Below are 860 nucleotides of genomic sequence, written 5' to 3' on the forward strand. Positions count from 1 at the left end.
GGCTTGAGCCGTATGATGGGAAACTGTCACGTACGGTTCTGAGGGGAGTTGGAGGCAGCGATGCCCCCCGCTTACCCGACTAAATAAGCTGTCCATATGGACAGCTTATTATATGTTTTTGCTTAGCGTGGGTTTTTCCAAAATCCTGGCGGTACCCCTATAAGTACACTTGCAAGTATATTTATAGATATACTTATAAGTGAATTATTTATATTCCTGTCTATATAATTTAAATGAATAAATAGCTCCACTGAAGAAGACAAAGGCTTCAAATAATATAAAGATTTGACGGAAATTCTCAATATCCTTACCAACTAGAGAAATAAATATAGCATTCATTAGAATTTGAATAGTAAACATACGAGAAGTAATTTTTAAATAAATAGCATTTGTTCTTTCATATGGTTTACCAATTTTTTTGTAAATAATAATAAGTGCAATTACTGAACCCAAAAATAAAAGTGCTGTAAGTCCTACAACGATATTGAAATTACCTGTACTTTCTAACATCCATTTATTTAATAGATCAATCATTATTATCTTCCTTTCCTACCTAAGAGAATATTTCGTTCTTCTTTTTCACTATAATAAAAAAAGAAAAAGGAAAACATCGAACTTTCTTACAAACATTCGTGTATTCTTACAGTTTTGTCATTTTATAAATGTATTCATCGCCTTGCCTTTCACTATTTTCTTTAGAAAACATAGTGAATTACGAGAAAGAGCGCTACAAGATCAATTTCCGAGAACGATAATTATATAAACACAAAAGTCCTCCAGTTAAACAATCCGGAGGACTTTTAATAGTTTTCTAAGTTATCTTCCAAATACACTCAATCCTAAATAAATCAAACTATAAC

1 protein-coding gene is annotated in these 860 nt (G+C 31.4%); it reads right to left on the bottom strand.

What is annotated here, in order from left to right; genetic code table 11:
- Positions 1–204: 204 nt before the first annotated feature.
- Positions 205–534, bottom strand: coding sequence for a 6-aminohexanoate hydrolase (locus ACTJJY_RS31905; RefSeq protein WP_440607448.1), 330 nt, complete (start codon positions 532–534; stop codon positions 205–207).
- Between the last annotated feature and the right edge of the window lie 326 nt (positions 535–860).

The sequence above is a fragment of the Bacillus sp. 22475 genome (assembly GCF_052044835.1).
GTDB classification, from domain to species: Bacteria; Bacillota; Bacilli; order Bacillales; family Bacillaceae_G; genus Bacillus_A; species Bacillus_A cereus.